Source organism: Pseudomonas sp. 313 (assembly GCF_000316965.1).
GTDB classification, from domain to species: Bacteria; Pseudomonadota; Gammaproteobacteria; order Pseudomonadales; family Pseudomonadaceae; genus Chryseomonas; species Chryseomonas benzopyrenica.
In genome coordinates, this window is sequence record NZ_ANBZ01000023.1 from 1 (window position 1) to 24,918 (window position 24,918).

At 67.8% G+C, this 24,918-nt stretch carries 18 protein-coding genes; 10 read left to right on the forward strand and 8 right to left on the reverse strand.

The features are described from left to right. Positions 1-150: 150 nt before the first annotated feature. Positions 151-903, reverse strand: coding sequence for a sulfate transporter CysZ (cysZ, locus tag C722_RS0102945; RefSeq protein ID WP_017639068.1), 753 nt, complete (start codon positions 901-903; stop codon positions 151-153). 299 nt (positions 904-1,202) lie between these two features. Here cysZ and trxB point away from each other — a divergent pair, with 299 nt between their 5' ends. Then, positions 1,203-2,177 carry a thioredoxin-disulfide reductase gene (trxB, locus tag C722_RS0102950; protein ID WP_017639069.1) on the forward strand — a complete coding sequence of 325 codons (975 nt, stop codon included), beginning with the start codon at positions 1,203-1,205 and terminating at the stop codon, positions 2,175-2,177. Positions 2,178-2,392: 215 nt separating this feature from the next. Here trxB and glyA read toward each other — a convergent pair whose 3' ends face one another. After that, positions 2,393-3,646 carry a serine hydroxymethyltransferase gene (glyA, locus tag C722_RS0102955; RefSeq protein ID WP_017639070.1) on the reverse strand — a complete coding sequence of 418 codons (1,254 nt, stop codon included), beginning with the start codon at positions 3,644-3,646 and terminating at the stop codon, positions 2,393-2,395. A gap of 123 nt (positions 3,647-3,769) precedes the next feature. Beyond that, entirely contained in the window at positions 3,770-7,963 is a 4,194-nt protein-coding gene (locus tag C722_RS0102960) for an EAL domain-containing protein (protein WP_017639071.1), read from the reverse strand. A 211-nt stretch (positions 7,964-8,174) separates the two neighbouring features. On the opposite strand from C722_RS0102960, the gene ettA reads away from it, so the two are divergent. The 4 genes from ettA to modC all read left to right on the forward strand — a co-directional run bounded on the left by ettA (position 8,175) and on the right by modC (position 12,474). Beyond that, the gene (ettA, locus tag C722_RS0102965) at positions 8,175-9,839 is read left to right on the forward strand and encodes an energy-dependent translational throttle protein EttA (protein ID WP_017639072.1); all 1,665 of its coding nucleotides are present in this window, start codon (positions 8,175-8,177) and stop codon (positions 9,837-9,839) included. A gap of 124 nt (positions 9,840-9,963) precedes the next feature. Then, positions 9,964-10,719: a molybdate ABC transporter substrate-binding protein gene (gene modA, locus C722_RS0102970; RefSeq protein WP_017639073.1), complete on the forward strand. Its 756-nt coding sequence runs from the start codon at positions 9,964-9,966 to the stop codon at positions 10,717-10,719. A gap of 4 nt (positions 10,720-10,723) precedes the next feature. Then, positions 10,724-11,401, forward strand: a complete 678-nt coding sequence (gene modB / locus C722_RS0102975) for a molybdate ABC transporter permease subunit (protein ID WP_017639074.1) — start codon at positions 10,724-10,726, stop codon at positions 11,399-11,401. Beyond that, positions 11,398-12,474 (forward strand): molybdenum ABC transporter ATP-binding protein, encoded by a 1,077-nt coding sequence (modC, locus tag C722_RS0102980; RefSeq protein ID WP_037063009.1) that lies wholly within the window; start codon positions 11,398-11,400, stop codon positions 12,472-12,474. Before modB ends, modC begins: the two co-directional genes overlap by 4 nt. Here the strand turns inward: modC and C722_RS0102985 are convergent. Next, entirely contained in the window at positions 12,466-13,392 is a 927-nt protein-coding gene (locus C722_RS0102985; RefSeq protein WP_026083609.1) for a LysR family transcriptional regulator, read from the reverse strand. The genes modC and C722_RS0102985 overlap by 9 nt on opposite strands. Positions 13,393-13,529: 137 nt before the next feature. Between C722_RS0102985 and C722_RS24550 the strand changes: the two genes are divergently transcribed. Beyond that, entirely contained in the window at positions 13,530-14,426 is an 897-nt protein-coding gene (locus tag C722_RS24550) for a DMT family transporter (RefSeq protein ID WP_017639077.1), read from the forward strand. Here C722_RS24550 and C722_RS0102995 read toward each other — a convergent pair. Further along, complete coding sequence (locus tag C722_RS0102995) at positions 14,399-15,331, reverse strand: acetamidase/formamidase family protein (protein ID WP_017639078.1); 933 nt, start codon at positions 15,329-15,331, stop codon at positions 14,399-14,401. The two genes, C722_RS24550 and C722_RS0102995, sit on opposite strands and share 28 nt — an antisense overlap. 26 nt (positions 15,332-15,357) lie before the next feature. Continuing rightward, entirely contained in the window at positions 15,358-16,740 is a 1,383-nt protein-coding gene (locus C722_RS0103000; protein ID WP_017639079.1) for an APC family permease, read from the reverse strand. A 154-nt stretch (positions 16,741-16,894) separates the two neighbouring features. Between C722_RS0103000 and C722_RS0103005 the strand changes: the two genes are divergently transcribed. Then, entirely contained in the window at positions 16,895-17,659 is a 765-nt protein-coding gene (locus C722_RS0103005; RefSeq protein WP_017639080.1) for a LuxR family transcriptional regulator, read from the forward strand. Positions 17,660-17,891: 232 nt separating this feature from the next. Further along, positions 17,892-18,362, forward strand: a complete 471-nt coding sequence (locus C722_RS0103010) for a nuclear transport factor 2 family protein (RefSeq protein ID WP_017639081.1) — start codon at positions 17,892-17,894, stop codon at positions 18,360-18,362. A 126-nt stretch (positions 18,363-18,488) separates the two neighbouring features. Here C722_RS0103010 and C722_RS0103015 read toward each other — a convergent pair whose 3' ends face one another. Both C722_RS0103015 and C722_RS0103020 read right to left on the reverse strand, forming a co-directional pair. Then, entirely contained in the window at positions 18,489-21,599 is a 3,111-nt protein-coding gene (locus C722_RS0103015; protein ID WP_017639082.1) for a multidrug efflux RND transporter permease subunit, read from the reverse strand. Beyond that, a complete protein-coding gene (locus tag C722_RS0103020; RefSeq protein ID WP_017639083.1) occupies positions 21,599-22,750 on the reverse strand; it encodes an efflux RND transporter periplasmic adaptor subunit in 1,152 nt (383 codons plus the stop codon). Before C722_RS0103020 ends, C722_RS0103015 begins: the two co-directional genes overlap by 1 nt. Before the next feature lie 150 nt (positions 22,751-22,900). Between C722_RS0103020 and C722_RS0103025 the strand changes: the two genes are divergently transcribed. Next, entirely contained in the window at positions 22,901-23,596 is a 696-nt protein-coding gene (locus C722_RS0103025) for a response regulator transcription factor (protein WP_017639084.1), read from the forward strand. After that, entirely contained in the window at positions 23,597-24,913 is a 1,317-nt protein-coding gene (locus C722_RS0103030; protein ID WP_017639085.1) for an ATP-binding protein, read from the forward strand. Positions 24,914-24,918: the final 5 nt, after the last annotated feature.

Sequence of the window (24,918 nt, forward strand, 5' to 3'; positions counted from 1 at the left end):
CAGGTGCTTAGCCGGCTCCGGGTAATGAGGTAGCTAATCCCATTACCCGGGAGAGATACAAGGTTGGGTTGAGGCGGCTGTATCGCCGAAGCCCAACAATCGGGAGTCGCTGTCGGGATAGGGTGTGTTGGGACGTCCGGCAAGCAGGGCTCAGGAGCGCACCACCAGCGCCTTGTTGCCTTCCTCACGCACCCAGAACAGCGTCGCCCCGGCCACGGCGGCGGGCATGAACAGGGCGTTCAGGCCGGGCACCAGCAGCGCCAGGTAGGTCACCCCGCCAAAGCCCAGGCAGCGCAGGCGGCGGGTGCGCAGCCAGGCGAGCATGCTGCGGAAATCCAGTTTGTGGTTGTCGGCGGGAAAGTCGATGTACTGCACCGCCATCATCCAGACGCCGAACAGGATCCACAGCGGTGCGGCGATCAGGTTGAGACCGGGGATGAAGGTCAGCACCAGCAGGCCCAGGGCGCGTGGCAGGTAGTAGCCCAGCTTGCGCAGTTCACGCTGCAAGGTGCGCGGCACCATGGTGACCAGCTCGGTGAGATTGAAGGATGGGAAATCATCCTGCCCGCGCACCAGCACCTCGACCTTTTCCGCAAGAAAGCCGTTGAAGGGCGCCGCGACCAGGTTGGCCAGCATCGTGAAGGTGAAGAAGATGATCGCCAGCAACAAGAGCACGAACAGCGGCCAGAGTAGCCATTCGACGAAGCCGGCCCAGGCGGGCAGGCTCGGCATCAGTTGGTCCAGCCAGCCTTCGAAGCCCCGTACGGCGAAGGTGAGGATGGCGGCGTAGAGCAGCAGATTGATGGTGAGCGGGATGACCACGAAACGGCGCATGCCGGGGCGGGTCACCAGGCGCAGGCCTTCGGCGAAGTAGGCGGAGCCGGACAGGGGAGCAACAGCCATGAACATTCCTGACAGGTGGCGGGAAGGCACAGCTTACCTCAGGGCGCCATTGGCGAAGCGGTCGACATAGGCGCACCCTATGGTCTGGATTTAGAATGCTCGCTTCTATGGAAGGGCCATGCCCGTTAGGCTGAGCCCATCCTTGGACCCGGTGTCCGCCCGTCGACACCGGTCGCGCCCTCGCCAGGAGCGATGGGCGCTCGCGGAACGGCTCCGCACGCACACCGGCCGGTGCGCCCCAACGGCGCGCGGGCCACTTTACTCTTAGGTCTGCCGGAGACCCCGGCAGGGAGAATGTCATGTCTGAAGCCAGCATCACGCGCCATTCGCGCCTCATCATTCTCGGTTCCGGTCCGGCCGGTTACACGGCCGCGGTCTATGCCGCCCGGGCCAACCTCAAGCCGCTGCTGATCACCGGCATGCAGATGGGCGGCCAGCTGACCACCACCACCGAGGTCGACAACTGGCCTGGCGATCCCCATGACCTGACCGGTCCAGCACTGATGGAGCGGATGCGCGAGCACGCCGAGCGCTTCGAGACCGAGATCGTCTTCGATCACATCAACGCCGTGGACTTCGGTGGCAAGCCCTACACCCTCAAGGGTGACAGCGCCACCTACACCTGCGACGCCCTGATCATCGCCACCGGTGCCAGCGCCCGCTACCTGGGTCTGGCCAGCGAAGAAGCCTTCATGGGCAAGGGCGTGTCCGCCTGTGCCACCTGCGACGGTTTCTTCTATCGCAACCGTGAGGTGGCGGTGGTCGGCGGCGGCAATACCGCGGTCGAGGAAGCTCTGTATCTGGCCAACATCGCTAGCAAGGTGACCCTGATCCACCGCCGCGAGACCTTCCGCGCCGAGAAGATCCTGCAGGACAAGCTGCGCGCCCGGGTCGCCGAAGGCAAGATGGTGCTCAAGCTCAATGCCAGCGTCGACGAGGTGCTGGGTGACAACATGGGCGTCACTGGAGTGCGTCTGAAGAACAACGACGGCAGCACCGAGGAGTTGCAGGTGGCCGGTCTGTTCGTCGCCATCGGCCACACGCCCAACACCGCGCTGTTCGAAGGCCAGCTGGACAGCCACGACGGCTACCTGGTGGTGAAGGGTGGTCGCGAGGCCAATGCCACCGCCACCAACGTCCCGGGCGTGTTCGCCGCCGGTGACGTGGCCGACCACACCTACCGCCAGGCGATCACCTCGGCCGGTGCCGGTTGCATGGCCGCCCTGGACGCCGAGCGCTACCTGGATGGCTTGGGCGATCTGCAGGTCCTGTAAGCGCCTGATTGTCGCCTGACAACGAAAAACCCCGGCACTGGCCGGGGTTTTTTCGTTTCCGGGGTCTTCCGTCCGGCGTGCGCCAGGGTCCGGCTTGGCTGCCTTGACGACCCTGCTGGAAATGCAACGAGCCCCGGCCGATTGGTCGGGGCTCGTTTTTTGGGGTTTCCCTCACCCCGGCCCTCTCCCTGGGGGGAGAGGGGGAGGCGTGCCTCTTACTTGCCGTACACCGGCAGGCGGGCGCAGACGGCCTTGACCTTCTCGCGCACGGCATCGATCACCGACTCGTCGCCCATGTTGCCGAGGATGTCGCAGATCCAGCCGGCCAGCTCGCGGCACTCGGCTTCCTGGAAGCCACGGGTGGTGACGGCCGGGGTGCCGATGCGCAGGCCGGAGGTGACGAAGGGCGAGCGCGGATCGTTCGGCACCGAGTTCTTGTTCACGGTGATGAAGGCGCGACCCAGGGCGGCGTCCGCGTCCTTGCCGGTGATTTCCTGCTTGATCAGGCTGAGCAGGAACAGGTGGTTGTCGGTGCCACCGGAGACCACGTCGAAGCCGCGCTCGATGAACACGCTGGCCATGGCCTGGGCGTTCTTGATCACCTGCTGCTGATAGGTCTTGAACTCGGGCTGCAGGGCTTCCTTGAAGCACACCGCCTTGCCGGCGATGACGTGCATCAGCGGACCGCCCTGGGCGCCGGGGAAGACCGCCGAGTTGAGCTTCTTCTCGATGGCTTCGTTGGCCTTGGCCAGGATCAGGCCGCCGCGCGGGCCGCGCAGGGTCTTGTGGGTGGTGCTGGTGACCACGTCGGCGAAGGGCACCGGATTGGGGTAGACACCGGCGGCGACCAGGCCGGCGAAGTGGGCCATGTCGACGAACAGGTAGGCACCCACGGCATCGGCGATGGCGCGGAAGCGGGCGAAATCCAGCACCTGGGAGTAGGCGGAGTAACCGGCGACGATGACCTTGGGTTTGTGCTCCTGGGCCAGGCGCTCGACCTCGGCGTAGTCGATCAGGCCTTGCTCGTCGATGCCGTACTGGACGGCGTTGTACAGCTTGCCTGACGAGGACACGGTGGCGCCGTGGGTCAGGTGGCCGCCGTGAGCCAGGCTCATGCCGAGAATGGTGTCGCCGGCTTCGATCAGCGCCAGGTACACGGCCGAGTTGGCCTGGGAGCCGGAATGCGGCTGGACGTTGGCGTAGTCGGCGCCGAACAGCTGCTTGGCGCGGTCGATGGCCAGTTGCTCGACCACGTCGACGTATTCGCAACCGCCATAGTAGCGCTTGTGGGGATAGCCTTCGGCGTACTTGTTGGTCAGCACGCTACCCTGGGCTTCCATGACCGCCGGGCTGGTGTAGTTTTCCGAAGCGATCAGCTCGATGTGATCTTCCTGACGCTGGGCTTCCTGCTGCATGGCGGCATACAGGTCGGCGTCGAAGCGGGCGAGGGTGGTTTCACGGCTGAACATGGCGGCAGGGTCCCCTGAGGCATGGCGAAGAGCGAACCCGGTTGGGCTCGTGAGGGGCAACATTCTACCCCATCGCGGGAACTCTGAGGTATGAGCGCCAGTCATGCGGTGGCGCCACCGGTCTCATGTCAGCACGGGAAACAGACCCTGACGTTCCAGGCGCTGGCGCAGCAGGTCCGGCGGCAAGGGGCGATCGAAGAGGAAGCCCTGGACCTCGTCGCAGCCGTGGGTGCAGAGGAAGTCCAGCTGCTCCTGCTCTTCCACCCCTTCGGCGATCACCGAGAGGTTGAGGCTGTGGGCCATGGCGATGATGGCCCGGGCGATCTGGGCATCCTGCTCGCCGTGGGGCAGGCCGTCGACGAAGCTGCGGTCGATCTTGAGGATGTCGATGGGGAACTGCTTGAGGTAGTTGAGCGACGAGTAGCCGGTACCGAAGTCGTCCACCGCGATGCACAGCCCCAGGCCCTTGAGTTCGCCCAGCAGTTGCAGGGCTTCGCCGACGTCGCGCATCAGGATGCTCTCGGTCAGTTCCACTTCCAGGCAGGCCGGTGCCAGACCGGTCTCGGCGAGGATGGCGGCGATGCGCTGGCCGAGCTGGCCATCGCTGAACTGGCGGGCGGAGAGGTTCACCGAGACCTTGGGGATGCGCACCTTGGCGGCGTGCCATTCGCGCATCTGCCGGCAGGCCTCGCGGATCACCCAGTCGCCCACCTGGACCACCAGGCCGATCTCCTCCAGCACCGGGATGAACTCCGCCGGCGAGACGTGGCCGCGCACCGGGTGCTCCCAGCGCAGCAGGGCCTCGACCCCGGTCAGGCGGCGGGTGTCGCAGCGATACTGCGGCTGGTAGTGCAGGCGGAACTCCCCCTGCAGGAGGGCATGGCGCAGATCGGCTTCCAGTTCCAGGCGTTCCAGCGCGCGGGCGTTCATCTCGGCCTGGTAGAACTGGAAGTTGTTCTTGCCCATCTCCTTGGCGTGGTACATGGCCGTGTCGGCGTTCTTCATCAGCTGGCTGAGCTCGCTACCGTCCTGGGGCGACAGGGCGATACCGATGCTGGCGGAGACGAAGAATTCGCGGCCTTCGAGGATGAAGGCTTCGGCCAGCTGGGTAAGGATCAGCTCGCCGACGCGGATCGCCTGGGCCAGGGCGGCCTCGCGGGTTTCCAGGCCGGAAAGCAGCAGGGTGAATTCGTCGCCCCCCATGCGCGCCACGCTGTCTTCGGTGCCGACGCAGGCGGTCAGGCGCATGGCCACCTCCTTGAGCAGGCGGTCGCCGGCGGCGTGGCCGAGGCTGTCGTTGATCGGCTTGAAGCGGTCGAGGTCGAGGAACATCAGCACCACCCAGCTGCCGTTGTGGCGGCTCTGCTGCAGGGCGTTGTGCAGGCGATCCTGGAACAGGGTGCGGTTGGGCAGCAGGGTCAGGGCGTCGTAGTAGGCCAGGCGGTGGATGCGTCTTTCGCTGGCCTTGCGCTCGCTGATGTCGACGAAGAAGCAGACATAGCTCATCAGGTCGCCGTCGTCGTCGCGGATGGCAGTGATGCCGACCCAGGAGGGGTAGGGCTCGTTGTCGTGCCGGCGCTGCCAGAGTTCGCCTTCCCAGCTCTCCTCGGTGCGCAGCTGCTGCATCACGTGCTGCAGCTGGTTGGCTTCCTGCTTGTCGGCGCAAAGCATCATCGGTTGCTGGTCGAACACCTCTTCGGGGCTGAAGCCGGTGATGCGGGTGAAGGTGCGGTTGACCCGCACGATGTAGCCCGCCGGGTCGGTGACCAGGATGGCGCCGGCCGAGTGGTCGAACACCGTGGCCGCCATGCGCATGTCCTTGTCCGTGCGGCGCTGGGCGGAGATGTCGCGGCAGATGCCGAGCAGGCCGGCGAAGCGCTCGTGGTCGTCCCACAGCGGCTTGAGGCGCAGCTCGATCTGCAGGGTATGCCCCTGGGCGTGCAGGCAGTCCAGCACCAGGGGCGCGAAGTGCTCACGGCGCAACTCGGCCAGGGCGCGTGGATTGTCGAGGCTGCGCAGCAGCCGTTGCAGGGTGCGCCGGACCTCCTGCCACTGGCGCGAGTGCACCACCAGTTCGGCCAGGGTGCGCTGTTGCAGCTCACCGACGGGATAGCCGAGCAATTCCTCCACCGAGGGACTGATGTAGTTGAGCACCAGCTGGGCGTCGGTGGTGAAGATGACGTCGCTGATGCTTTCCGCCAGCTGCCGGTAGCGATTCTCGCTTTCGCGCAGGCGCTCGCTGGCCCGCACCATATCGGTGACATCCAGGGCCAGCCCGACCACGCTCGCCGCGGTGCCGTCCGCCGCACGGGCAAGGCGCTGCTCGCGCACGTCGAACCAGCGCCAACCGCCGTTGCGGTGCTGCCAGCGCAAGAGACTGCTGCTGGGCTGGTCGGAGAGCGTCGGGCGCATGCTCACCACCCGCTCGTGCAGTTCGAGGTCATCCGGGTGCAGGCGCGCGCGACCGAGGCTGGCAAAGGCCTCCGGCGGATAGCCGAGCTTGAGGGCCAGTGAACGACTTTCGTAGGTCAGTTCGCCGCTGGCCACGTCATAGGTGTAGAGGGTGTCGGGGATGGCGCTGATCAGATTCGACCAGAAACTGTCGCGCTCGAGCAGGCGCAATTCGCCCAGCTTGCGCTGGGTGATGTCGTTGAGGCTGAGCAGGGTCGCGTCGAGGTGCCTGGGGTCGGCTGGCAGGTGCATGGTCAGCCAGAGGTGCCGTTCGCCCTCGGCGGTGCTGATGCAGGTCTCGAGTTCCAGTACCTGCTGGCCGGAGAGCAGGCCGGCCAGCAGGCGGTAGCGCTTGCCACCGAGCTGGACGTGGGAGTCACCTACCAGCCGCGCCCAGGCCTGGTCGAGGTGCTCGATGCCGAGCATTTCCAGGGCGCGCTGGTTGATCTCGGTGATGCGTACCTGGCGACCCAGGGTATCCAGCACATCGGGCTGGCGGGCGAACAACTCCGCCAGTTGCTCGGGGCGCTCCAGCCCCAGGTCGCGCATGCGGGGCCAGATGGCGCTCAGATCGACCACGCAGATGCCGGTGTGCACCCCGTTGAAGATGTTCTCATAGCGCTGACGGGTGGTCTGGATGGTGTCCAGGTTGCGCTGCTGGTCGGTGACGTCGCGCAGCACCCAGACGAAACCGTCCTGGGTCTGGGTACGGTCACGCAGGACCCGGGCGCTGGGCTGGCTGTCCGCCAGGGCATGGCAACTGACCGTGAAACGGCGTGGCTGCCCCTCCACCGTCAGGCTGATCAGGGCACCACTGTCCCGCTCGGCGGGCGTCAGGGCAACCAACGGGGGTAACAGACTGGCAAGGAAATACTGCTGGGCGTCGTCGGGGGCGATGCCCAGCAGACGGCCGGCCGTGGCGTTGACATGGACCAGGCGGCCATCGGCCTGGGTCATGCAGACGGCTTCCTCGATGCCGTTCAGGGCGGTGCCCGCCAGGCGCAAGCCACGCCGCGAGGCGAGGGTGAGGGCACGCAGGCCCTGTTCTTCGCGCAGCAGCAGGTAGAGCAGGATGGCGGCCACCAGGCCGGACAGGCTGAACAGCGCCAGGCGGCCGAAGGAGGCGCCCAGCAACGTGGCGCCCACGTCTTCGCCGGGATGGGTACCCACCACCTGCCAGTTGCTGTAGGCCAGCTCCTGGCGGACCTCGTCGATGCCGCTCGCCGCCGGGGTCGCGCCGACGCGGAACAGCAGGGTGCCCTGGGTGCGATCCTCCAGGCGCCAGTCGAGGCCCGATGGCACCCGGCTCGGCCGCCACAGGGATTCGAGCAGGGGCGCGCTGGTCAGCACCCACCAGCCGTCCTGCAATTGAGGATCGCCGGCCAGCAGCACATAGAGGGGCGCGGCGCTGGCCTCGGCGTTGTAGCCGTAGCGGAAGTCGGCCTGACCGCTGCGGGCGATCAGTTGCTGGATGAAGGCGGCGTCTGGCGTATCACCCAGGCGCGCGGCGCGCAGGTTGGCATTGGCCGGCAGCCAGCGCACCTGTTGCAGGCCGGGAAAGAAGTCCTTGAGACTGAGCAGCAGATTGGGCGCCAGCGGCAGGGTTGGATCCAGCGACCAGCGCAGGGTGCTGCGCACGGCCTGGGCCTTGAGCGCCAGCCCGAATTCGACGGTGTTGGCCAGTTGCCGGGTCAGGCCTTCCAGCTGTTCGCGACGCAGGGCCTCGCGCTCGGCCACGCTGGCGAAGGCCTGCCAGAACATCAGGGCCAGCATGGCCAGCAGCGAAAGGATCAGCAGACCGCGGGTCAGGCGTCGCGAGGAGGGGGCGAGCGGCTCTTCCGGCAGCGAGGAGGGCGGGCTATTCACGACGGACTGCGTTCCTGCAGAGGCGATGGCCGTTCGGCTGCGCCCGGTTCCGCGGGGCAGGGATGGCCTATGATAAGGGACCGGACGGTGTCTCCGCCGGTTTTTTCCGCGTGATCAGCGTCGGCGCTTTCGTCGCGCGGGGTTTCGACAGCGTTCGCTGCTGACGCCATACTGTGTCCCCTGTTTTTCATTCCGGTCCCAAGGTTCTCCCATGGCTCAATACGTCTACACCATGCACCGGGTCGGCAAGGTCGTGCCGCCCAAGCGTGAAATCCTCAAGAACATCTCCCTGTCGTTCTTTCCCGGCGCCAAGATCGGCGTGCTCGGTCTGAACGGCGCGGGCAAGTCGACGCTGCTGCGCATCATGGCCGGCGTCGATACCGAGATCGAAGGTGAAGCGCGGCCGATGCCCGGTATCAATGTGGGTTATCTGCCGCAGGAACCGAAACTTGATCCCGAGCAGACGGTTCGTGAGGTGGTCGAGGAAGCGGTCGGTCAGATCAAGCAGGCTCAGGCCCGCCTGGACGAGGTCTATGCCGCCTACGCCGAGCCGGACGCCGACTTCGACGCCCTGGCCGCCGAGCAGGCCAAGCTGGAAGCCATCCTCCAGGCCGCCGACGGCCACAACCTGGAGCGCCAGCTGGAAGTCGCCGCCGACGCCCTGCGCCTGCCGGCCTGGGACGCCAAGGTCGGTGTGCTCTCCGGTGGCGAGAAGCGCCGAGTGGCGCTGTGCCGCCTGCTGCTGTCGGCCCCCGACATGCTGCTGCTGGACGAACCCACCAACCACCTGGACGCCGACTCGGTGGCCTGGCTGGAGCATTTCCTGCACGACTTCCCCGGCACCGTGGTGGCCATCACCCACGACCGCTACTTCCTCGACAACGTCGCCGGCTGGATCCTGGAACTGGACCGCGGCCAGGGCATCCCGTTCGAGGGCAACTACTCCGGCTGGCTGGAATCCAAGGCCGCGCGCCTGACCCAGGAAGCCAAGCAGGAAGCCGCCCACGCCAAGGCCATGAAGGCCGAACTGGAATGGGTGCGCTCCGGTGCCAAGGCCCGCCAGTCCAAGTCCAAGGCCCGTCTGCAGCGCTTCGAGGAAATGCAGTCCCAGGAATTCCAGAAGCGCAGCGAGACCAACGAGATCTATATCCCTGCCGGTCAGCGCCTGGGCGACAAGGTCATCGAATTCAAGAACGTCAGCAAGGGCTATGGTGATCGCCTGCTGATCGACGACCTGAGCTTCGTGGTGCCCAAGGGCGCCATCGTCGGCGTCATCGGCGGCAACGGCGCCGGCAAGTCGACCCTGTTCCGCATGATCATGGGCAAGGAGCAGCCGGACGCGGGCAGCATCGAGATCGGTGACACCGTGCAACTGGCCAGCGTCGACCAGAGCCGCGAGAACCTGTCCGACACCAAGACCGTCTGGGAGCAGGTTTCCGACGGCTCCGACGTGATCAAGATCGGCAACTACGAGGTGCCCTCGCGCAGTTACGTGGGGCGCTTCAACTTCAAGGGCGCCGACCAGCAGAAGTTCGTCAAGGACCTCTCCGGCGGTGAGCGCGGGCGTCTGCACCTGGCGCTGACCCTCAAGCAGGGCGGCAACGTGCTGCTGCTGGACGAACCCTCCAACGACCTGGACGTGGAAACCCTGCGGGCCCTGGAAGACGCCCTGCTGGACTTCCCCGGCGCGGCCATCGTGATCTCCCACGACCGCTGGTTCCTCGACCGTATCGCCACCCACATCCTCTCCTACGAGGATGATTCCAACGTGGTGTTCTTCGAAGGCAACTACACCGAGTACGAAGCCGATCGCAAGAAGCGCCTGGGTGAGGCCGCGGCCCAACCCAAGCGGGTCAAGTACAAGAAGCTGGCGTAAGCGTCCGCCGAAACGCCGCTGGGGAAACCCAGCGGCGTTTTCTTTTGTCTCGTTGCTGCGGGAGGCCTGAACGTTGTTTTCAGTGCCGTCAGCCTCACGCCCAACCCCTGATGGAGAAAACCCGATGCTGTCTAGCCGTTCCCGCCTGTCGCTGCTGCTGCTCTCCGCGGCCCTGACCACCCCCGCCCTGGCCGACGAGGTCCAAGTGGCCGTGGCCGCCAATTTCAGCGCGCCACTCAAGGCCATCGGCGAGCAGTTCACCCGGGACACCGGTCATCAGCTGGTGATTTCCAGCGGCGCCACCGGCCAGCTCTATACCCAGATCAGGAACGGCGCGCCCTTCGCGGTCTTTCTTTCCGCCGATGACACCACTCCGGCCAAGCTGGAAAGCGAAGGCGCGGCGGTCAAGGGCTCGCGCTTCACCTATGCCATCGGCACCCTGGCGCTCTGGTCGCCCAAGCCTGGCTATGTGGACGGCGAGGGCGCGGTACTCAAGCAGAACGCCTTCACCCACCTGGCCGTGGCCAATCCCAAGACCGCGCCCTATGGCCTGGCCGCCACCCAGGTGCTGGCCAAGCTGGGCCTGACCGAGGCGGTGGCGGCCAAGCGGGTGGAAGGCCAGAACATCACCCAGACCTACCAGTTCGTCGCCACCGGCAATGCCGAGCTGGGCTTCGTCGCCCTGTCGCAGATCTACCAGGACGGCAAGATCAAGGAAGGCTCGGCCTGGATCGTGCCGGCCGCGCTCTATGAGCCGATCCGCCAAGACGCCGTATTGCTGGACAAGGGCCAAGAGCAGCCGGCGGCCAAGGCGCTGTTGGCCTATCTCAAGGGACCCCAGGCGGCCGCGGTGCTCAAGGCCTACGGCTACCGGCAGTGATCCCATGACCCTGAGCGCGGCGGACTGGGCGGCGATCCGCCTGACCCTGGAACTGGCCAGCGTGACCACGCTGCTGCTGCTGGTGCTGGGCACGCCCCTCGCCTGGTGGCTGACGCGCACCCGCTCCCGGCTCAAGGGGTCCGTCGGCGCCCTGGTGGCCCTGCCGCTGGTCTTGCCGCCCACGGTGATCGGCTTCTACCTGCTGCTGGCCATGGGGCCGGAAGGCTGGGTGGGGCAGTTGACCGAAGCGCTGGGCCTGGGTCGGTTGCCCTTCACCTTCGCCGGACTGGTGGTGGGTTCGCTGTTCTATTCGCTGCCCTTCGTGGTGCAGCCGCTGCAGAACGCCTTCGAGGCCATCGGTCCACGTCCCCTGGAAGCGGCGGCTACCCTCAGGGCCGGCCCCCTGGATACCTTCTTCCATGTGGTGCTGCCGCTGGCGCGGCCGGGCTTCGTCACCGCCGCCATCCTCGGCTTCGCCCATACCGTGGGCGAATTCGGCGTGGTGCTGATGATCGGCGGCAACATCCCCGGGCGCACCCAGGTGGTCTCTACCCAGATCTTCAATCACGTGGAGGCCATGGAGTATCCCCAGGCGCACCTGCTGGCCGGCGGCATGCTGGCCTTCTCCTTCGTGATCCTGCTGCTGCTCTATGGGCGCCGCGGGCGGTCGGCCTGGACATGAGTCTCGCGGCGAGATTCCAACTCACGCACCCGGGGTTCACGCTGGACGTGGACCTGGCGTTGCCCGGCAGCGGCGTCACCGCGCTGTTCGGCCCCTCGGGCTCGGGCAAGACCAGCTGCCTGAGGTGCGTGGCCGGCCTCGAACCCGCGGCCCGCGGGCGCCTGGTGGTGGCCGGCGAGACCTGGCAGGACAGCGACCGCGGCCTGTTCCTGCCGCCGCACCGGCGCGCCTTGGGCTACGTCTTCCAGGACGCCAATCTGTTCGAGCACCTGGATGTGCGCCGCAACCTGCTGTTCGGCTGGAAGCGGGTGGCGCCCGCCGCGCGCCGGCTGGCGCTGGAGCAGGTCGTCGAGTTGCTGGGCATCGAGGGACTGCTCGCGCGGATGCCGGCGCGTCTGTCCGGCGGCGAGCGCCAGCGGGTCGGCATCGCCCGCGCGCTGCTGACCAGTCCGCGGCTGCTGCTGATGGACGAACCCCTGGCGGCGCTGGACGCCGAGCGCAAGGCCGAGATCCTGCCCTACCTGGAACGCCTGACCCGGGAACTGGCACTGCCGATCCTCTATGTCAGCCATGCCCCCGACGAGGTGGCGCGGCTGGCCGATCACCTGGTGCTGCTGGAGCGGGGCCGGGTGCTGGCCAGTGGGCCGACCACCGAGGTGCTGGCACGCCTTGACCTGCCCATCGCCCTGGCCGACGACGCCGGGGTGGTGCTGGAAGGGCGGGTGCTCGGCCATGACCCGGACTACGGCCTGCTCAGCCTAGGGCTGGCGGGCGAGCAGCGCGTGCTGCTCGCCCATGCGCCGCTGCCGCCCGGGCAGGGGCTGCGCATCAAGGTGCTGGCGCGGGATGTCAGCCTCAGCCTGGAACGCCAGCACAGCAGCATCCTCAATGTGCTGCCGGCCACCGTCGCCGAGATCGCCCCGACCCGTTCGCCGGCCCAGGTGCTGGTGCGCCTGGACCTGGGCGGCACGGCGCTGCTGGCGCGGATCACCCGCTATTCGCGGGAGCGGCTAGCGTTGCAGCCGGGCAGCCGGGTCTGGGCGCAGCTCAAGTCGGTGGCGGTGCTAGCCTGAGCCTGGGGTTGGCCCGAGCCGCTCCAGCAGAAAATCCACCAGCGCCCTGACCGCCGCCGGCAACTGGCGATCCGGCGGATAGAGCAGCCAGGCGGTACCCTGGTAGGGGCCAAGGTATTGCCAGTCGGGCAGTACCCGCAGCAGGCTGCCGTCGGCCAGGCCGGCTTCGGCGGCAAAGGCCGGCAGGCAGGCGATGCCGAGGTCGGCGAGGGTGGCTTCCAGGCGCACGCCGCTGTGATTGCAGGCCAGGCGGCCGCGCACCGTCACGCTTTCCACCCGGTTGCCGCGGCGCAGTTGCCAGCGCTGGTCGCCCGGAGTTTCGCCCAGGTACAGGCAATCGTGTTCGGCCAGTGCCTGGGGCTGCTGCGGCGTGCCGCGCCCTTTTAGATAAGCCGGGCTGGCGCAGAGCACGAAGTCCATCTCCCGCAGCGGTCGGGCGACGAAGCCGGCAGGCGGCTGCTCGGTGATGCGCACCAGCAGATCCTGGTCGTCGGCGATGGGGTCCAGCGGGCGGTCGTCCAGGCGCAGTTGCAGATCCACTTCGGGATAGCGCTGGAAAAAGTCCGGCAGCAGCGGCGCTATCAGCCGGTAGCCGACCGCCTTGGGCACCGCCAGCCGCACCTGGCCGCGAGGTTCTTCGCGGTGCTGCAGGCCACTGTCCAGTGCCGCGCCGGCGGCGGTCAGCAGTTGGCGGCAGTGGCCAAGCACCTCGCGGCCGGCCTCGCTCAGGCGCAGCTGGCGGGTGGTGCGCTGCAACAGGCGTACCCCCAGCTCCCGTTCCAGCCGTGCGACCTGGCGACTGACCGCCGAGGGCGTGGCGTCCAGCAGCCGGGCGGCGGCGGTGAAGCTGCCGGTCTCCACCACCTTGGCGAAGGCGACCATGCAGGGCAACAGGGGAAGGGCGCGCAGAAGGTCCATACCAAAATACACGGGAAGCAATGGGGTCGGGAAGACTGTCATTGCTTCCCTGGCGGAACAAGAGCTATACACGCGAACGAGCTTATGGTGCATACCTGATGTGGGCACACTGGCGGTCTGTTCAAGGAGAAACCGTCATGTCGCAACGCCCCACCTTCGGCCTCGCCGAAGGCCTGCTGCTCGCCACTGCTTTGGTCTGGGGGACCAGCTATGCCGTGGTCAAGGACGCCGTGGTGCTCTATCCGGTGCTGGGCTACCTGGCGCTGCGTTTCTGCCTCACCGCGGCGCTGTTGCTGCCCACCCTGAGGGGCGAGGGCCGACGGGCCTGGCGACCAGGAATACCGACCGGTCTGTTGCTATTGGCGATCTTTCTCGCCGAGACCTATGGCGTGGCCCTGACCAGCGCCAGCAACGCCGCCTTTCTCATCAGCCTCTGCGTGGCCCTGACGCCCTTCGCCGAGTGGTGGCTGCTCGGCCAGCGCCCCGAGGCCCGCGCCCTGGGCGCCGCGGCGCTGGCGGTGGCGGGCGCCGGGCTGCTGACCCGCGGGGTGACCCTGAGCTTCAACCTGGGGGACGGCCTGATCCTGCTGGCGGCCGTGCTACGAGCGGTCAACGTCTGCGTGGTGCGCCGGCGTCTGCAGCAGGCCAGTGCCCCGGTGCCGGCCCTGGCGCTGACTGCGGTGCAGACTGGCGTGGTGGGCCTGGCCTGTCTGCTGCTGTTCGTCCTGGGCCCGGGTCTGGCGCCGCTGCCCGTGCAGCCAGGCTTCTGGCTCGCCACCGGCTACCTGGTGCTGTTCTGCACCCTGGGCGCCTTTCTTGCCCAGAACTATGCCCTGGGCCGCACCAGCGCCACCCGCGTCGCCCTGCTGATGGGCGCCGAGCCGCTGTTCGGCGCGCTGTTCGCCAGCTTCTGGCTGGACGAACGCCTGGGCCTCTGGGGCTGGGTGGGCGGCCTGCTGATCGTCATCGCCTCGCTGTGGGGGACGTTGCCGCGGCGGGCGCCAGACTATTCGAACACGATCCGCGGGAAATAGAAGCCAACCACCCAGTTGGGCACGTCGACGATCTCGCTGATGCGCAGGTCGCCACAGACCGAACAGAGCAGATAGGCCTGTTCCGCCGGCAGGTTGCGGGTCTGCCCGAGCCAGTCGATGGCGCCGCTGACGGCCATGCGCGCCGCAGCCAGCAGGTCCGGCCCGACGCCGGCGAAGACCTCGTAACCGGCGCCGTCGAGGTGGCGGGTGACCGGCCCCGGGGTGCTGAAGCGCGGCATGGCCAGCGGTTGCTGCTTGATCAGCTCGAAGGTCGCGGTGACCGCCATGGCGGTCTCGATGGCGGTGCCGCAGACCTCACCATCGCCCTGGGCAGCATGGGTATCGCCGATGGAAAACAGCGCCCCGGCTACCTCCACCGGCAGGTAAAGGCTGGTGCCGGCGGCCAGGTCGCGGATATCCAGGTTGCCGCCCACCCGCCGCGGTGGCACTACCGAGTGCAGACCTGGCGCAGCAGGAGCCACCCCCAGGGTGCCGGCGAAAGGCTTGAGCGGGACCCGCGCCAGCTCGCCGAAGGCGGCCGGTGTCTGCCCGCTGCGGTCGTAATGCCAGAGCTGCAGCACCGGGTCCGGAAACTGGTCGGCGAGCAGGCCGAAGCCGGGTATGTTGGCGGTCCAGCCAAAGCCGCTGGGGGTGAAGCTGTCCAGCGTCACCTTGAGTACATCACCGGGCTCGGCACCCTCGATCCACAGCGGGCCGCAGACCGGATTGACCCGCTCGAAGGGCAGGGTGGCGACGTCGGCGGCGCTGGAGTGGGCGTGGAAGTGGCCGTCCGCCGCGTCACGGCAGGCAAAGCTCACCGTCTCGCCCGGCGCGACCTCCAGCGCCGGGGCGAGGCTGTGATCCCAGCCGCAATGGCAGTGCTGGCTGTGCAGGGTCTTGATCATCGGGAGCCTCCGCGGCGGGTCTGTGCCTAATGGACGGCGTCGTTCGCCTTGAATTCCGTGGTCCGGCCGCTGAGCCTGAGGAAGGCCAGCACGGCCAGACCCAGCACCATCCAGCAGCTGCCGCCGACCTTGGCGTAGATGTCGGCGTTGAACAGCACATAGGCGAGGACGATGAAGCCGACCAGCGGGACCAGGGCGTACAGCAGCGGGCGACCGGAGCCGCGGTGATGCCAGGCCACTGCCACATGCAGGAGCAGGAAGGCGGTCAGCGCACCGAAGTTGCACATGGAGGCGAGCAGGTTGATCTGGCCGACAAAGAACAGTCCCAGCACCAGACTCAGGGCCGCCACCAGCAGGATGGCGCGCTGCGGCACCCGGGTCTTGGGATGGATCTGGCGCAGGAACTGCGGCAGTTGGCGGTCGCGGGCCATGGCGAACAGCAGCCGGGAGGTGGCGGCCTGAGCCACCAGGGCATTGGCGATGGCGGCACCGATGGCCACCGCCAGGGCGATCACCACCTGCAACCAGGGGCCGGCGATCAGTCGGCCGATCTCGTAGAAGGCGTTGTTCGAGGCATCGGCGTCGGGGTACTGGATCAGGTTGGGTTGCAGCAGGGCGGCCAGCCAGGTCTGCACCATGAACAGCGCGGCCACCAGGGTCAGGGCCAGTAGGGTGGCGCGGCCCACCACGCGGCTGCCGCCGCGGGTTTCTTCGGAGAGGGTGGAGATGGCGTCGAAGCCGAGAAAGGACAGCACCGCCACCGACAGGGCGCTGAAGATCAGCGGCAGGGAGAATTCCTGGGAGTTGTACAGCGGCTTCAAGGTCCATTCGGCGCCGTTGACCCCGCGGCTGATGGCCAGGGACGCCAGCACCACGAACACCAGCAGCACCGCCAGCTGGCCATAGAGGAACAGCCGGTTGGCGCGGGCGGTGGTCTCGATGCCACGCAGGTTGACCAGGGTGTTGAGGCCGACGAAGAAAACGATCCACAGCGGCTGGGGAATGGCTGGGATGACGTTTGCCATGGCGTTGGCGCCGATCACATAGAGCAGGGTGGGTACCAGCAGGTAGTCGAGCAGGATGGCCCAGCCGGCGAGAAAGCCCAGCGCCGGATGCAGGCCGCGACCGACGTAGGCATAGACCGAGCCGGCCACCGGAAAGGCGCGCGACATCTGCTGGTAGCTGACCGCGGTGAACAGCATGGCGACGAAGCCGATGAGGTAGGTGAGGGGCACCATGCCATGACTGGCATCGAACACCCCGCCAAAGATGGAGAAGGGGGCGATGGGCACCATGAACACCAGACCGTAGATCAGCAGGTCCTTCAGCCCGAGCTGGCGCTTGAGTTCCTGGGTGTAGCCGAAGCGGGCGAGGTCGGCGCTGTCGCCGGACGGAGCGTGCTGAGTCATGGGGGCTTCCTCGAAGGGGCGGGGTAGGCTCGACTCTAGGCCAGGGTGGATGCGGGCCCCATCCATAAAAGTGCTAGGTTTGCAGCAGCGCTGGCGTGACTGGCAGAACCTTTGCTTCGCGTTCCCCATCGTGATCCAGGGGAGGAGCTCCAAGATGCATGCCGATCTGCTCACCATTAGCCGCCGCCTCGTCGGATTGCCCACGCTCGACGCCTGTCTGGATACGGTGCAGGCCAGCGCTGATCGCCTCGGCTGCAAGGCGCTGATCTACGACTACGCCCCGGTGCCGCTGAGCCACGAGGGGGTGCTCATCACGCCCTCGGTGTTCAAGGTGCGCAACGCCCCGGCGGACATGCAGGCCTTCTGGTGCGAGCGCGGCTATTACCAGATCGATCCGGTGCAGCAGTGCGCCAGCCGGCGCGCGGCACCCTTCGTCTGGTCGTTTCGCAGCGAAACCCGTAGCGCCCTGCGCGAGTATCTGGGTGACAGTCATCGGCCGGTCACCTGCTATGTGCGGGACAGCGGCCTCGCTACCGGGGTGACGGTACCGCTGCACCTGCCCGGCGGTGCCTTCGCCACCCTGACCGGCATCCTCGATGCCGATGCCCCGGACGCCGAGGCCGCCGGCGAAGCCTGTCTAGGCGCCTTTCTGGTCCTCGCCCATGCCTTCCAGGCCCGCGCCGACGAATTGCTCGCGCCCGCCGAGCGGCGCTGCGGCCAGATCCGCCTGACACCGCGCGAGCGTGAATGCCTGCAGTATTCCGCCAAGGGGCTGACCGCCAAGCGCATCGCCGCGACCCTCAACCGCTCCACCGCCACGATCAACCTGCACCTCAACTCCGCCGCCCGCAAACTGGGCGCGCGCAACCGGGTCGAGGCGGTGGTGCGGGGATTGCACTATCGCCTGGTCGAGGTCTGAGAGCCTATTCAGAGTCTCGCGAGCTAGAGACAAACAAGGCGAAGAGGCCTGAGGAAGCGGAGTTTACGCGTGGTAAATGAGCATTCCGAAGGCCTCTTTAACGCTGTTTGGCCGACGCGCAGCAGACTTTGAACAGGCTCTGAGCGACTTGGCCAGATCCGTGGGGTGATCGACCTTGTGACACTCCCGCTGCGGCCTGACACTGGGGCCTCATCTGCCAAGGAGAGTCCCCATGAGCGCTGCCCGTCCCCCCGTTCCTCCCTTTACCCTGGAGTCCGCCCAGCAAAAGGTCCGCGCCGCCGAAGACGGCTGGAACAGCCGCGATCCGGCCAAGGTGGCCCTGGCCTATACCGCCGACAGCCGCTGGCGTAATCGCTCGGATTTCCTCCAGGGCCGCGCCGCCATCGAGGCCTTTCTCACCCGCAAGTGGCAGCGCGAGCACGAGTACCGGCTGATCAAGGAGCTGTGGGCCCATGACGGCGCGCGCATCGCCGTGCGCTTCGCCTACGAATGGCGGGATGAAGACGGCCAGTGGTACCGCGCCTACGGCAACGAGAACTGGCACTTCGACGACCAGGGCCTGATGGCCGAGCGTCACGCCAGTATCAACGACCTGCCGATCAGCGAGGCCGAACGGCTGTTTCACTGGCCCCAGGGGCGGCGGCCGGACGATCATCCGGGGTTGAGCGACCTGGGGTTGTAAGACTTGGATAGGGCGTAGCCTGGACCGGGTCGCAGCCTTGTCCACCGGGTGCGGCTTTAGGTCTCGGTGGAAAACGCGACGGATGACCCACCGCGAAGGCTGGCCATCCGCGACAGCAGGCCGGATCTAGTCAGGGCGCTGCTCCGGATTGCGCCGCAATCGCCCCACCACCCGCAGCACCAGCACGAAGAACACCGGCACGAAGATCAGCGCCAGGGTGGCGCTGAGCATGCCGCCGATCACCCCGGTGCCCACCGCCTGCTGGCTCGCCGAGCTGGCGCCGGTGGCCAGGGCCAGCGGTACCACGCCGAGGATGAAGGCCAGTGAGGTCATGACGATGGGCCGCAGGCGTAGCCGGGCGGCACGGCAGGTGGCCTGGTACAGGTCCATGCCGCCGTCGTGCAGGCTCTTGGCGAATTCGATGAGCAGGATGGCGTTCTTCGCCGTCAGGCCGATCACCGTGATCAGGCCGACCTTGAAGAAGACATCGTTGGGCATGCCCCTCAGGGTCACCGCCAGCACCGCGCCTAACACCCCCAGGGGCACCACCAGCAGCACCGCGGTGGGAATCGACCAGCTCTCGTAGAGGGCGGCGAGGCAGAGGAACACCACCAGCAGCGACAGCCCCAGCAGCACCGGTGCCTGGCCGGCGGAGAGGCGTTCCTGCAACGACAGCGCCGTCCACTCCAGGGCGAAGCCCCGTGGCAGCTCCGCGGCCAAGCGTTCCAGTTCGGCCATGGCCTCGCCGGTGGTGTGACCGGGCAGCGGCTCGCCGGACAGGCTGATGGCCGGATAGCCGTTGTAGCGCGACAGTTGCGCCGCACCCTGGGTCCAGTCGGCGCTGACGAAGGCGGACAGGGGCACCATGCGCCCGTGCTCATTGCGCACCTCCAGGCGCAGCAGGTCGTCCACCTGGCTGCGGCTGCCCAGCTCGGCCTGCACGATCACCTGCTGCATCCGGCCGCGATTGGGAAAGTCATTGACGTAGCTGGAGCCCAGGGCGGTGCCCAGGGTCTCGCCGAGGGCGGCGAAACCCACTCCCAGGGCGGCGGCCTGGCGGCGATCCACCACCAGTTGCACCTGGGCGCTGTCGGCCAGGGCCGTTTCCCGCACGTAGGCGATGATCGGATTGCCCGCCAGCTTGGCCTGCAATTCATCCCGCGCTGCCTTGAGCGCCGCCTGGCCGCGATTGGACCGGTCCTGCAGGCGCACCTCGAAACCGCTGGAGGTGCCCAGGCCTTCCACCGGCGGTGGCAGCACGGCGAAGCCCAAGGCCTCGCTTTCGCCGGCCAGGGCGGCATTGGCGCGCTCGGCGATGGCCGCGGCGGAATCGGCCGGGCCGCGGGCGGACCAGTCCTTGAGGGTGGTAAAGGCCAGGGCGGCGTTCTGGCCGCTGCCGGAAAAGCTGAAGCCGAGCAGGACGAGATCGTTGGCCACCCCCGGCTCCTCGGCGTAATGGCGCTCCAGGCGCTCGATCACCTTGAGAGTGCGCTCCTGAGTGGCCCCGGGCGGCAGCTGGATGTCGGTGATCAGATAGCCCTGATCCTCGGTGGGCAGGAAGGCACCGGGTAGCCGGCCATAGAGCGCTATCAGGGCCGCCAGCAGGACGGCGAACAGCACGAGATTGGGCAGCAGGCGGCGGATGGCGCGGGCCACCCAGCCCTCGAAACCGCCGGTCAGGCGCTCGAAGCCCCGATTGAAGGCGCCGAAGAAGCCGCTGCGGGCATGGGCACCCTGGGCAATCGGCTTGAGCAGGGTGGCGCACAGCGCCGGGGTCAGGCTCAGGGCGAGAAAGGCGGAGAAAAGGATGGCCACCGCCATGGACGCCGAGAATTGGCGATAGATGACGCCGACCGAGCCGCTCATGAAGGCCATGGGCACGAAGACCGCGGTCAGCACCAGGGTGATGCCGACGATGGCGCCGGAGATCTCGCCCATGGCCTTGCGGGTGGCCGCGCGTGGATCGAGGCCCTCCGTGGCCATGAGTCGCTCGACGTTCTCCACCACCACGATGGCGTCGTCCACCAGGATGCCGATGGCCAGCACCATGCCGAACAGGGTCAGCACATTGATCGAATAGCCCAGCGCCAGGAGCACGGCGCAGGTGCCCAGCAGCGCCACCGGCACCACCAGGGTCGGGATCAGGGTGTAGCGCAGGTTCTGCAGGAACAGGTACATCACCGCGAACACTAGCGCCATGGCCTCCAGCAGGGTATGGATGACCTGGGTAATGGAGATCTCGACGAAGGGCGCCGTGTCGTAGGGAATGTCGTATTTCATCCCGGGTGGAAAATACTGGGACAGCTCGGCCAGCTTGGCGCGCACGGCCTGGGCGGTGGCCAGGGAGTTGGCGGTGGGTGCCAGCTGCACCCCCACCGCCACCGAAGGCTTGCCGTCCAGCCGCGTGCCGAAATTGTAGCTTTGGCTGCCCACTTCGATCCGGGCCACGTCGCCCAGGGTCACGCTGGAACCGTCGGCTCCGGCGCGCAGCAGGATGCCGGCGAACTCCGTGGGGTCGCTGAGCTGGCCCTTGATCAGCACCGGCGCGGTCAGTTCCTGGCCAGCGGGGGCCGGTAGCTCGCCAATACTGCCGGCCGCCACCTGGACGTTCTGCTCGGCGATGGCCCGGGTCACGTCCGCCGGGGTCAGGCCGACCGCCACCAGGCGACTGGGATCGAGCCAGACGCGCAGGGCGTGCTCGGCACCGAACAGCTGGGCCTTGCCCACGCCGTCCAGGCGGCGCAGTTCGTTGACCACGTTGCGCGCCAGGTAGTCGCTCAGGGCGGTGGTGTCGAGGCGCTCGTCGGTGGCGGAGAGGGTGACGAACATGAGGTAGCCGGCCGAAGTCTCCTCGATCTGGATGCCCTGCTGGGTGACCGCCCGCGGCAGGCGCGGCTCCACCACCTTGAGGCGATTCTGGATGTCCACCTTGGCCAGTTCCGGATCGGTACCGGGCTGGAAGGTCACGGTCAGGGTGGCGCTGCCCTGGCTGCTGCTCGACGAGAAGTAGAGCAGGTGATTGACGCCATTGAGTTCCTGTTCGACGAGGCTGACCACGCTCTCGTCCAGGGTCTGCGGCGAGGCGCCCGGATAGGTCAGGTACAGCTCGATCTGTGGCGGCGCCACATTGGGGTACTGGGCCACCGGCAACTGCGGGATGGCCAGCAGCCCGGCGAGCAGGATGAACAGCGCCACCACCCAGGCGAACACCGGGCGGTCGATGAAGAAGTTGGCCATCAGCGCACCTCCGCCGTGGCGGCCTGGGCTTCCTGGGGTTCCACCACCAGGCCCGGCTGCGCCTGTTGCAGACCGGAGAGCAGTACGCGCTCACCAGCAGCAAGGCCGGACTCCACCACCCAGCGACCTTCGATCACCGGGCCCAGGCGCACCTCGCGCAGGGCGACCTGGTTTTCGGCATCCACCACCCAGACCTGGGCCCCGCCATCGACGCTGCGCTGCACCGCCTGCTGGGCGACGCTCAAACCCTGATCGAGGCGCGCCTGCTCCAAGCGGACCCGCACGAAGCTGCCCGGCAAGAGGTCGCGCCGTGGATTGGGAAACTGGCTGCGCAAGGTGATCTGCCCGGTGTTGGCGTCCACCGTGAGATCGGCGAACAGCAGGCGGCCGCTCTCGGGGTAGGGGCTGCCATCCTCCTGCAGCAGTGTTACCCGTGCCTGATCCGGCGCCACCTGCTGCAGCCGGCCGTCCCGCAGGGCATCGCGCAGCGCCTTGAGCTGGCGGGTCGACTGGGTGACGTCGGCATGGATGGGGTCCAGCTGCTGGATGATCGCCAGGGGTGTGGCATCGCCCTGGCCGACCAGCGCGCCCTCGGTGACCAGCGCCTTGCCGATGCGCCCGGCGATGGGCGCGGTGACCGTGGCATAGCCCAGATTCAGCCGCGCCCGCTTGAGCGCCGCCTGGGCCGCCGCCACCTCGGCCTCCGCCTGCAGGCTGGCGCCACGCGCGTTGTCCTGCTCCTGGCGACTGATCGCCTCGCTCTCGACCAGTGCCGCATAACGCTCGGCCAGGCGCCGCGCCTGGAAGGCGCTGGCCTCGGCCTTGCGCAGGGCCGCGGCGGCACTGTCCACCTCGGCTTGCAGCGGCGCCGGGTCGATGCGGAACAGCACCTCGCCGGCCTTGACCTCGCTGCCCTCGCGAAACACCCGCTGCAGCACGATGCCGGCGACCCGTGCCCGTACTTCCGCGGTCCGTGGCGCCACCAGGCGGCCACTCAATTCACTGGCGATGGCCAGGGGCTTGGGGTGCAGGGTCTCCACCTGCACCCTGGGCGCGGGCGGGGCGGCGGCTTCCTCGGCCGGACGGTCGCAGGCGGCGAGCAGCAGACAGAGCAGCACGAGGCTGCCAAGGGCAGGGCGGATCGGGGACATCGGGGCTTCCTCTAGAAGAGCGTCATGGTAGGCGCCTCGCGCAGGCCACCCTGTAAACGTCTGTAGGTCTCTTGTGAAAGAGTGTTAAGGCCTGCGCCCGCCGGTGCTGCGCTCGGCTATGCTCGGGCTTTGCCGCCATGAAGAGCTGCCGTGATCCCCTTGCTCATCGTCGAAGACGACGCCGCCCTGGCTGACCTCATCGCCACCTACCTGGGTCGCCAGGGCTATGCCGTGACCGTGATCGGCCGTGGCGACGAGGCCCTGGCCGCGGTGCAGCGACTGCGCCCGCAGCTGGTGGTGCTCGATGTCATGCTGCCGGGGCTGGATGGCCTGCAGGTCTGCCGCCAGCTGCGCGCCGCCCAGCCGGGCCTGCCGATCTTGATGCTCACCGCCTTGGACGACAGCCACGACCAGGTGCTGGGGCTGGAGATCGGTGCTGACGACTACGTCAGCAAGCCTTGCGAGCCGCGGGTGCTGCTGGCGCGCATCCGCACCCTGCTGCGCCGCTGCCAGCTGGGCGAGGTGGCCACCGATGATCGCCTGGTTATCGGCCAGCTGCGGTTGCTGCCGGGCGAGCGCCAGGTCTGGTGGCGCGACCAGCTGGTGGAGCTGTCGTCCACTGAATTCAACCTGCTGGCAGTCCTCATGCGCCATGCCGGCGAGGTGCTCAGCCGCGACCAGCTGATCCAGCAACTGCGCGGCATCGAATTCAACGGCGTCGACCGCTCGGTGGACGTGGCCATCTCCAAGCTGCGCCGTCGTTTCGAGGAGCATCCTGGCGAAGCGCGACGGATCAAGACCGTCTGGGGCAAGGGTTATCTGCTGTCTCGCGCCGAGTGGGAATAGATGCTCAAGATCCTCGTCCGCCTCTACCTCATCCTGCTGGTGACCTACGGCGCCGCCAGCTACCTGGTACCCGAGGCGCTGCTCAAGGTGTTCGACGAGCGTTACAGCCGCTATACCCTGGAGCAGTTGCACGGTCCGCTCAGCCTGGTTCAGCGCGCCTTCACCACCACGCCGCCGGAGCGCTGGCCGGCGCTGCAGGACGAACTGGCCGCGGAGCTGGCGCCCATCAGCCTGCGCCTGGTCCCGCGCGACGATCAGGCCCTCAGTCTGGAGGAGCGCTCAGACCTCGCTGCCGGCCAGCGACGGGTACGCCTGGGTGACTATGGCGAACCCAGTGCGGCCCTGGTGCCGCTGCCGGCAGATCAGGTGCTGTGGATCAGCATCCCCGAGGCGCCCACCGACATCGCCCTGACCTACTGGGCGATGAACGCCCTGATCGGCGCGGCCCTGCTGATCTGTCTCTATGTCTGGCTACGTCCGCACTGGCGCGACCTGGAACGGCTGCGGCGCACCGCGGCACGACTGGGCAAGGGCCATCTGGGCGAGCGTACGGCCATCTCGCCGCGCTCGGATGTCGGCGAGCTGGCGCGGGCCTTCGATGACATGGCTCAGGAGCTGGAGGCGCTGATCGTCCAGCAGCGCGACCTGCTCAACGCCGTCTCCCACGAATTGCGCACGCCCTTGTCGCGTCTGGAATTCGGCCTGGCACTGTTGCAGGCCGATCCACTGCCCGCCGAGACCCACCGCCAGCTGGAGCAACTGGTGCGCCACGTCCGCGAACTGGATGCCCTGGTCGACGAACTGCTGTCCTTCGCCCGGCTGCAGAGCAGTCAGCAGCCGCCCGAACGCCTGGGCCTGGATCTCGAAGCCTTTCTCGACAGCGTGCTGGCCGACTTCGCCGAGGAGCAGGAGCGTCGCGGCGTCGAGGTGCACCTGGACATGGTGCAGGCGCCCATGCGGGTCGAGCTGGCCCCGCGGCTCACGGCCCGCGCCCTGCAGAATCTCGTCGGCAATGCGCTGCGCTATTGCCAGCGTGAGGTCTGGGTAACGGTCCGCCGTGACGGCGAGACGTTGCTGATCGCGGTGGAAGACGATGGCGAAGGCATCCCCGAGGCCGAGCGCGAGCGAGTCTTCGAGCCCTTCTACCGCCTGGATCGCAGCCGTGACCGTGCCACCGGCGGCTTCGGCCTGGGCCTGGCCATCAGCCGTCGCGCGGTGGAAAACCAGGCTGGCCGCCTGGGCCTGAGCGCCGGTACGCGGGGCGGTGCGCGGTTCGAGATCCGCCTGCCCCTGCAGGCGCCCGCGGGGCTCGCCTGAGGCCG

Bases quoted from the DNA above. Each gene is read 5' to 3' on its own strand.
- C722_RS0102995 (WP_017639078.1), bottom strand. From the start codon at position 15,331: ATGATCAAGACCCTGCACAGCCAGCACTGCCATTGCGGCTGGGATCAC.
- modA (WP_017639073.1), top strand. From the start codon at position 9,964: ATGCTGTCTAGCCGTTCCCGCCTGTCGCTGCTGCTGCTCTCCGCGGCC.
- C722_RS0103030 (WP_017639085.1), top strand. From the start codon at position 23,597: ATGCTCAAGATCCTCGTCCGCCTCTACCTCATCCTGCTGGTGACCTAC.
- C722_RS0102985 (WP_026083609.1), bottom strand. From the start codon at position 13,392: ATGGACCTTCTGCGCGCCCTTCCCCTGTTGCCCTGCATGGTCGCCTTC.
- cysZ (WP_017639068.1), bottom strand. From the start codon at position 903: ATGGCTGTTGCTCCCCTGTCCGGCTCCGCCTACTTCGCCGAAGGCCTG.
- ettA (WP_017639072.1), top strand. From the start codon at position 8,175: ATGGCTCAATACGTCTACACCATGCACCGGGTCGGCAAGGTCGTGCCG.
- C722_RS0103000 (WP_017639079.1), bottom strand. From the start codon at position 16,740: ATGACTCAGCACGCTCCGTCCGGCGACAGCGCCGACCTCGCCCGCTTC.
- C722_RS0103010 (WP_017639081.1), top strand. From the start codon at position 17,892: ATGAGCGCTGCCCGTCCCCCCGTTCCTCCCTTTACCCTGGAGTCCGCC.
- C722_RS0103015 (WP_017639082.1), bottom strand. From the start codon at position 21,599: ATGGCCAACTTCTTCATCGACCGCCCGGTGTTCGCCTGGGTGGTGGCG.
- C722_RS24550 (WP_017639077.1), top strand. From the start codon at position 13,530: ATGTCGCAACGCCCCACCTTCGGCCTCGCCGAAGGCCTGCTGCTCGCC.
- C722_RS0103020 (WP_017639083.1), bottom strand. From the start codon at position 22,750: ATGTCCCCGATCCGCCCTGCCCTTGGCAGCCTCGTGCTGCTCTGTCTG.
- trxB (WP_017639069.1), top strand. From the start codon at position 1,203: ATGTCTGAAGCCAGCATCACGCGCCATTCGCGCCTCATCATTCTCGGT.
- C722_RS0103005 (WP_017639080.1), top strand. From the start codon at position 16,895: ATGCATGCCGATCTGCTCACCATTAGCCGCCGCCTCGTCGGATTGCCC.
- modB (WP_017639074.1), top strand. From the start codon at position 10,724: ATGACCCTGAGCGCGGCGGACTGGGCGGCGATCCGCCTGACCCTGGAA.
- modC (WP_037063009.1), top strand. From the start codon at position 11,398: ATGAGTCTCGCGGCGAGATTCCAACTCACGCACCCGGGGTTCACGCTG.
- glyA (WP_017639070.1), bottom strand. From the start codon at position 3,646: ATGTTCAGCCGTGAAACCACCCTCGCCCGCTTCGACGCCGACCTGTAT.